Annotated in this window: 1 protein-coding gene and 4 pseudogenes; 4 read left to right on the top strand and 1 reads right to left on the bottom strand. The window is 67.8% G+C overall.

Annotated elements, in window-relative coordinates:
• Both B9S61_RS26860 and B9S61_RS26855 read left to right on the top strand, forming a co-directional pair.
• Window positions 1-336, top strand: a pseudogene (locus tag B9S61_RS26860) (hypothetical protein); the annotation flags it as partial.
• Window positions 333-871 (top strand): annotated as a pseudogene (locus B9S61_RS26855) (GNAT family N-acetyltransferase). The pseudogenes B9S61_RS26860 and B9S61_RS26855, both read left to right, overlap by 4 nt.
• Window positions 872-951: 80 nt before the next feature.
• On the opposite strand, the gene B9S61_RS26850 reads toward B9S61_RS26855, so the two are convergent.
• Window positions 952-6,600 carry a DUF4011 domain-containing protein gene (locus B9S61_RS26850; RefSeq protein WP_103544554.1) on the bottom strand — a complete coding sequence of 1,883 codons (5,649 nt, stop codon included), beginning with the start codon at window positions 6,598-6,600 and terminating at the stop codon, window positions 952-954.
• Window positions 6,601-6,786: 186 nt separating this feature from the next.
• Here B9S61_RS26850 and B9S61_RS26845 point away from each other — a divergent pair.
• Window positions 6,787-7,137 (top strand): annotated as a pseudogene (locus B9S61_RS26845) (hypothetical protein); the annotation flags it as partial.
• Window positions 7,134-7,585 (top strand): annotated as a pseudogene (locus B9S61_RS26840) (GNAT family N-acetyltransferase); the annotation flags it as partial. The pseudogenes B9S61_RS26845 and B9S61_RS26840, both read left to right, overlap by 4 nt.

The raw sequence follows: 7,585 nt of genomic DNA, 5'->3' as shown, positions 1-7,585 counted from the left end.
GAGTTGGACTCCCTGGCCCTATCCGCGCACTTGGCGCTCGGCGACTACTCGACCGCCGAGTACCACGCCCACCGCTGCCTGTCCGCCCTCCGACCCCACATAGTCCGGTCCCGCGCCATCACCACGACCCGGCTCGCCCACGCCCAGCTCGCCCAGGGCGACCCCGACGCCGCCACGGCCACCGCGATGTAGGTCCCCGCCGAAGCCGCCACCCAGCACGCCCGGGTCACGCGCATGCTGCAGGAGTTCGGGGCCGCACTGCGCGCCACCGCGCCGGGCAGCTCCACCGCACAGACCTGGACCGAGCACACCGCCACCTGGAGGATGGCCGCATGACCACGGCGCCCGCCATCGAACTGCGCACCTTCACCACCCTCGACACCGCCCGCGGCGACCTCCTCGACGTGTACGCCGACGTACGCGCCCCACTCCTCCACCTGCCGAACTACGCCGTCACCGCGTTCGGCGAACGCCTGGACCGACACGGCACCGAGCCGGGCTCACGGCCGTCCTCGCATACGCAGACGGGCACCCGATCGGCTACGCCTACGGCAACACCATCGAGCACGGCGACCGCTACTGGCAGCGCACCAGCCCGACGCCGGCCGAGAAGTACACCGAGCGCCCAGCCGTGGCCCTGAAGGAGATCGGCGTCCGCCCGACCTGGCGAAAGACCGGCACCGCCCGCCGCATCCACGACGCCCTCCTCGCCACCCGCGACGAACCGTTCGTCACGCTCATGGTCAACCCTGCCGCCAGGGACGGAAAGGTCCACGCGCTCTACGAGACGTGGGGATACGAGGACATCGGCCAGAGCCAGCCGTCACCGGACTCGCCGATACTCACAGTCATGATCCGAGCCAGCCACTGACCGGCCCCACATCTCCATCCGACCGCGAGGCCAGATCGCTCCTCTGCGTTTGGCTCTGGCCGATGACGGCACGGTTCCGTTCAGTCGCGGACATGCCGAATGTGAGCGGTGTGGCGCTTCCCTGAGCCGTCCTCGTATTCCACCTGACCGGTCCCGCGCCACAGCAGGGCAACGGCGAGTGGCGTGAACGGGCTGAGCGTCTGGCCCTCCTCCGTGACCGGGCTCTGAGAAGTGATCTCGTATTCCTCGACATCCGCAGAGCCGTCGAAGCTCAGGCCGACCATGCGACCTGGGGCGACCGTCACTCCCCCGGTTGTGCGAGGAATCACAGAGGTTGCCCCGAGGAAGCTCTCCAGGAAGGTGGCGCGCTCCTCCAGCTGTTCACGTCGCCTTTCCCATTTGCGCCGGTTGTCGGCGCGCACTCGGTAATCGGTGGCGGTATCAAGGGGCTCCGGTTGCCGCAAGTACTCGTGTATCTGGGACAGCTCGTTCTCGACACGCTCCCGGGACGCCTTGGCCAACGCCGTCACCGGGTAGGTGACGGCAGAAGGGGTTTCCCGATACCGCGGAGTCGGCACTGTTCTGCGCTGCCCCGCTCTCGGAGTAGAGGCCGGGGCAGTCCGGGTTCCAGCACCGTGACCCGCAGGCGATCGTTGGGCAGGTCCGCTACGTGCGAGGGCTCGTGACGACGCTTCCGGTTCCGTCGTGTCACCCTCGGTCACGCCGGTTGCACCGGGCCTCGTACCAACGGGGAGGGCCACCGCACGTTCGACGGCGGCGCGAAGACGGGCTTCTGCACCAGAGCGATCGTGGTACCAGTCGGTGCCCCAGATCCGGTGCAGCTCCCAGCCAAGACCCCGCAGCACTCCTTCGCGTAGCCGGTCACGGTCACGGGCTGCCTTCGAGGAGTGGTACATGGCGCCATCGCACTCCACCCCCAGCGCGTACAACCCCGGCCGGTGCGGATGCCGGACGCCCAGGTCGATGCGGTAGCCGGCCACGCCAACCTGAGGCTGTACGTCGTAGCCCCAGCCTCGCAACACCGCCAGTACGGATACCTCAAACGGGCTCTCTGGCTGGGCGTCCGGGTCCGCTGCTTCATTGGAGAGGACAGACGGACCCCTCTGGGCGTACTGCAGGTAGCGGTGGAGGTGCCGAAAGCTCTTGCCGGTGTTACCCACTGGCACCTCATCGGGGTCGAACGAGGCCACGACTTCCACGCGGTGGCGTGCGCGGGTGACGGCGACGTTCAGACGGCGCCAGCCATCCGCCTTGTTCATGGGACCGAAGTTCCTCGAAATCTTGCCGTGGGCGTCAGGGCCGTACCCGACGGACAGGATCATGACGTCCCGTTCGTCGCCCTGCACGCTCTCCAGATTCTTGACGAAGAACCCGTTCAGCCGGTCCTCGGAGAAACACTCGTCGAGGTCGGGCCGATCCCGGCGTGCCGCGTCCACCGCGTCCTGGATCGCGACAGCCTGTGACTGAGACAGGGCCACCACACCCAGCGATCTGCCTTTGCGCGTACTGAAGTGGTGGATCACCCGGCGGGCCACCTCCGCGGCCTCACCGGGGTTGTTCTGAGCAGCCGTCCCGGAACGGTAAACGCCTTCCCTGGCACGATAGAAGGCGACGCCGACATCCGGCCCCTCGGCGTGAGCCCCCGGGAAGGTGGTCATCGACTCGTCGTAGAACTCCCGGTTGCTGAAGGCAATCAGGTCCTCATGACGGCTGCGATAGTGCCAGCGCAGCGACAAACTGGGCAGCAGCCCGCTCGCCTTGCACAGGTCCAGCACGGAATCGAATTTCTCGGGTAGCTCCTCGTCCTGGGTGTCCTCCTCATCGTCACCGGTGGAGGAGAAGAATGCGGTGGGCGGGAGCTGTTTCTGGTCACCCGCCACGACCAGCGCCCGACCACGGTAGACACAGTTGATGGCGTCCTGCGGCAGCACCTGCGACGCCTCATCGAAGATGACCACATCGAACACGAGGTCGGGCGGCAGGAACCGGCTGACGGTGAGCGGACTCATCATGAAGCACGGCTTGATCAGCCGCACCGTCTCCCGGGCTGACTCCAGCAGCTCTCGTACCGGCTTGTGCCGGGTCTTCTTCTCGCCCTCTCGTCTGAGCAATGCCGCACCCGAAGCGTCCGAGGTACGCGAGCGGCGGGCGTCACAGGTCTGAATGACACGCGCACGGGCTTGGTCGGCAAGTTTCGCGTCCAGTTCGCGGAACCCCGCCACCAGGTCGTCGCGGTCCGCGGATCGGGTGGTTCCCAGCCGTGGGTCACCGGGCAGCTGGAAATCCGCCCATGCTCGGAGGGCCGCACGTTCGACCAGCGCCGGGAAATCGGCCGGAGCAACCCCTCGGCGCACCGCCCGGTCCACCAGATCGCCCAGGTTCAGGTCGTCGAGGGCCCTACGGCCTCTGTCGTAGGCACGCCACTCGTCAGGGCCGCCCCGATCACCGTCCAGGACCGCGAGCACCTTCAAGGCCGCTTCCTGGCCACGGGAGAACGCTTCACGGAGCTGCTCCGCACGTTCCGGACGGAACAGGTCCACCAATGCCTCTGTGGCCCGCGTCCATGTGCCTGCGGCAGCCTCCAACTCGGTGTCGACTTCAGCGTGATAGAGGATCTCGGCGGCGGAGGCACTCAGCGACGCGGTGCTCTGAAGCCCGCACGCCTCACGGAGAGTGCTGATCCAACCGAGAGCGGCAGCCAGGTCGGACACACTCGTGCTCCGGCCCGTGTAGAGGTCCCCGAGCAGTTCCCGGTCGCCGTCCGCCCTGGACTCGAACTCCATCGCGGCACCACGCGCTGCCTGTACGGCATGCACACTGGCGCGTGCTGCGGAGAGAGTCCAGGTGCCCGGTGCCCCGACTGTTCCTCCGCTCGCGACGGCGGTCTCCTCCACAATCCGTATCAGTTGCTCGGCCGCTCGCAGAGGTACAACATGCGCGCGGCTCCAGTGCGCAGCGGCTCTGAGGCTTCCTGGTTCCAATTCGTACGACGGCCCGGGCGTTGGTGGGAGCACCAGGGAATCCCGCCACTCAGTCAACCGTGCGGCTGCCCGTTCCGCGCTGCTACTCGCGGCCGGATGCGGGGCCCCTCCGGAAGCCACCTCGCGCGCCAGTGCGTCCGGGTTCAGCACCCGGGGAACGAGCCTGAGGATGTCGTCGGCCAGCGCGATCAGGGAGTCCACGCCATCGAATTCGGTGTCCTCGCCCCGCCAGTGCGTACCAAGGGCAGACGCGTGGCGGTCGGCCTCGGCATTCAGCGTCCGTGCCGCCTGCTGCCAAGCCACCGCAGCCGGAAGCGCGGCCACAACCGCCTTAGTGCATTTGCCGCCGTCGGGGAGAAACGACCTGACCAGCCGCCGGTCGGCCCGGCACGCTGCGGACAGCCTCCCGGTGATGGACCGGTGCACGGTGGCAAACCGGTGCGTGACTTCTTCAAGGGAATCTTCCTGCAGCACCCGGTCCGTGAAGACCTCTTCGGCCTTCCTCCGAGTCTCGCGCAACCGCCTCACCGCTTCACGCAGGACCTGCGCGGCAGTCCTGGCGTCAGCTGCTCCCTCACGGGTGAGCCATGCGGGCAGCGGTTTCTCGTCGTCGGGGCGTCCTGCAAGAACCGCGAGGTGACCCAAACGCAGGGCGTCATCGCAGGACTCGGGGGCGGGCAGGCCGTACATCGCGGCAACGGCCGCCAGCGACTGGACCGCCTCGTCGAGTGCCGCGGCGTCTGCCTCAAGACGGTCGCCGAGCTCACGCACGCCGTCAGCAGTCAGCACACTGCTGTCGATGGCCGGAGGCCGCACAGCCGACAGAGCGATCTCCTCCGCACTCGGCGTGGGATCCGCCTCGGCCGGCAACCGCTCCCATGCCGCGCCGAGTGTCTGTCGCGCCGACCGTTCGGCGTCGATGACCTCGTCCAGACGGCGTCGGAAGTCCGTCACCGCTGTGGTCAGACCGTGGTGATCGGCGGTCAGCCAGGGGTGCGGCAGTGTCGGCCGTGTGCCCGCGAGGTGCAGCAGCGCGGTCAGCCTGGCGGTGTCACGAACTCCCTGCCAATCGAGTTCACCAAGGAGAGCTGTGTGCGGCAGCAGCCTCGTATCGAGGTCGCTGAGGGCTTCGGTGGCACGATCGAGCGTCTGCAGCGGGTTACCGACGTCCGTCAGCCCGTACCAGGAGAATGCCGTGCCTTCCAAGGCCGGGCGCCACGATCTGCTGACCTGCCGGGCTGCCACCCTCGCCTGGTCGAGTCCCTCGGCCGTGAGCGCCTCCGCGTCGAAGGCCCGGTCCGCGGGCAATGGATGAGAGCTGTCCAGCAGCGAGATCCTGCCGAGGACTTCATGCAGGCTCAGACCGAGCCCGGGCCGGGTCTCGTTCATCGCCGCCGCGTACCCGGAGAGTTCCTGGCGCAGTTGGCGAGCTCGCTGGAGGTCCGCCCGGGCACCGCCCGACGAAGTGCGTCGGGGAGGCGGCTGCAACGCCCGGCCGAGCTCCTGTGCCACCTGCTTCCGGCCCGTGCTGTTGCTGTGCAACGCCAAGACGTAGTCATCGAGACCGACATTGCTCAGACGGTTGCGGACCACGTCCAGGGCAGCCGCCTTCTCGCTGATGAACAGCACAGTACGGCCCTGTTCCAGCAGGCCCGCAATCATGTTGGTGATCGTCTGGCTCTTGCCGGTGCCAGGCGGCCCGTCCATCACGAAACTGCGGCCCTCGATGGCAGCAGCAACGCACTGCCGCTGGGAAGAGTCCGCGTCAAGGACAAGCGGGGCCTTTTCGGGCGGCTGGATCTCGTCGATGCGATCGGTGTCGGCCGGTTCGAAGGCGAAGGTCCCCGGCGAGAGGCCAGAGTCCGCGCCGAGCCCAATGGCGCGCACAAGCGCGCTGGCCTGCACCCGGTCTGCGTTGTCGAGGAGGTCCCGATACATGACCTCCTTGCTTGAGTTGAACGTGTCCAGCACTATCCGATTGGCGACATTCCAGCCGCGCATGCCCCCCACCGCACGCCGGACCTGTGCGATCAGGGCTGGAATGTCACGCTGTTCCACCTGCTCGACACGTGGCCAGTCAACGCCCAACTCGCCCATTTTGATGGCTAGGGCGGGGTTGAGGGTCGGCTCCTCATCTGGGTTGGCCTTCAGTACGTACGAGTCCCCGCGTCGCCGTTCCAGTACGACCGGCACCATCACCAACGGCGAACTGAAGCTCTTCTCGGCAGATGGGGCCGGCGTCCAGTCGAGAAAACCCACGCCGAGATGGAGCACCCACAAGCCGTAGTCGTTGTACTTCTCCCGCGCGACCAGGGCCAAGCGACGCAAATGCCGGTCCTGTTCAGCCTGCGTGGCCTTGGACGTGGTGATCTTCACAGTGGGGCGGTTGCTGCCGACTCCTGCCCGGGATGCAGGAGTGTCGATCGACCTGGCGCCAGTGGCGGAACTGGCCGGGACCACTTTGGCAAGCGGCACCGGCCCGCCCGACGCATGGTTCTCGTCATCTGATGCCTCGCCGCGCACAGCAGCGAAGGCACAGCCGCGGGAGAGCGCTTCCAACACGCTGGACAACCCGGGCTCGACCAGATCCATGCCCGCAGACGAGGAGCGGCGCTGGTAGTTGAGCAGCCGGTTACGGAAGCTCAGGTCGATAAGTGAGTCCCGCCATGAGGCGAGCAGCCTCTCCAGCCGAGCGCGGTCCGTAGGCAGCCAGCCTTGGCGAGTCATACAGCGCAACTCCCTCACTGATGAAGAGGCCGTGAAGGCAGTGGACGAAATGGGTGAAGCATAGCGGTGCACTGCAACGGCGTCTGGAGGGACGACATCGGGCGAATCTCTGCTATCAGGGCATATAGGGATGAAGAAGCGACTTGGCCGGGTAGCCGAGGGAATCGCACCCTCGGCTACCCGACCTTCTACGACCAGGCAGAGTTGGACTCCCTGGCCCTATCCGCGCACTTGGCGCTCGGCGACTACTCGACCGCCGAGTACCACGCCCACCGCTGCCTGTCCGCCCTCCGACCCCACATAGTCCGGTCCCGCGCCATCACCACGACCCGGCTCGCCCACGCCCAGCTCGCCCAGGGCGACCCCGACGCCGCCACGGCCACCGCGATGTAGGTCCCCGCCGAAGCCGCCACCCAGCACGCCCGGGTCACGCGCATGCTGCAGGAGTTCGGGGCCGCACTGCGCGCCACCGCGCCGGGCAGCTCCACCGCACAGACCTGGACCGAGCACACCGCCACCTGGAGGATGGCCGCATGACCACGGCGCCCGCCATCGAACTGCGCACCTTCACCACCCTCGACACCGCCCGCGGCGACCTCCTCGACGTGTACGCCGACGTACGCGCCCCACTCCTCCACCTGCCGAACTACGCCGTCACCGCGTTCGGCGAACGCCTGGACCGACACGGCACCGAGCCGGGCTCACGGCCGTCCTCGCATACGCAGACGGGCACCCGATCGGCTACGCCTACGGCAACACCATCGAGCACGGCGACCGCTACTGGCAGCGCACCAGCCCGACGCCGGCCGAGAAGTACACCGAGCGCCCAGCCGTGGCCCTGAAGGAGATCGGCGTCCGCCCGACCTGGCGAAAGACCGGCACCGCCCGCCGCATCCACGACGCCCTCCTCGCCACCCGCGACGAACCGTTCGTCACGCTCATGGTCAACCCTGCCGCCAGGGACGGAAAGGTCCACGCGCTCTAC

Source organism: Streptomyces sp. SM1 (assembly GCF_002910825.1).
Lineage (GTDB): Bacteria > Actinomycetota > Actinomycetes > Streptomycetales > Streptomycetaceae > Streptomyces > Streptomyces okerensis.
This window is presented reverse-complemented; position numbering and strand designations above follow the sequence as displayed.

What these genes read in the sequence shown, in the direction of transcription:
- B9S61_RS26850 (WP_103544554.1), bottom strand. Translation starts at nt 6,600, where the DNA reads ATGACTCGCCAAGGCTGGCTGCCTACGGACCGCGCTCGGCTGGAGAGG.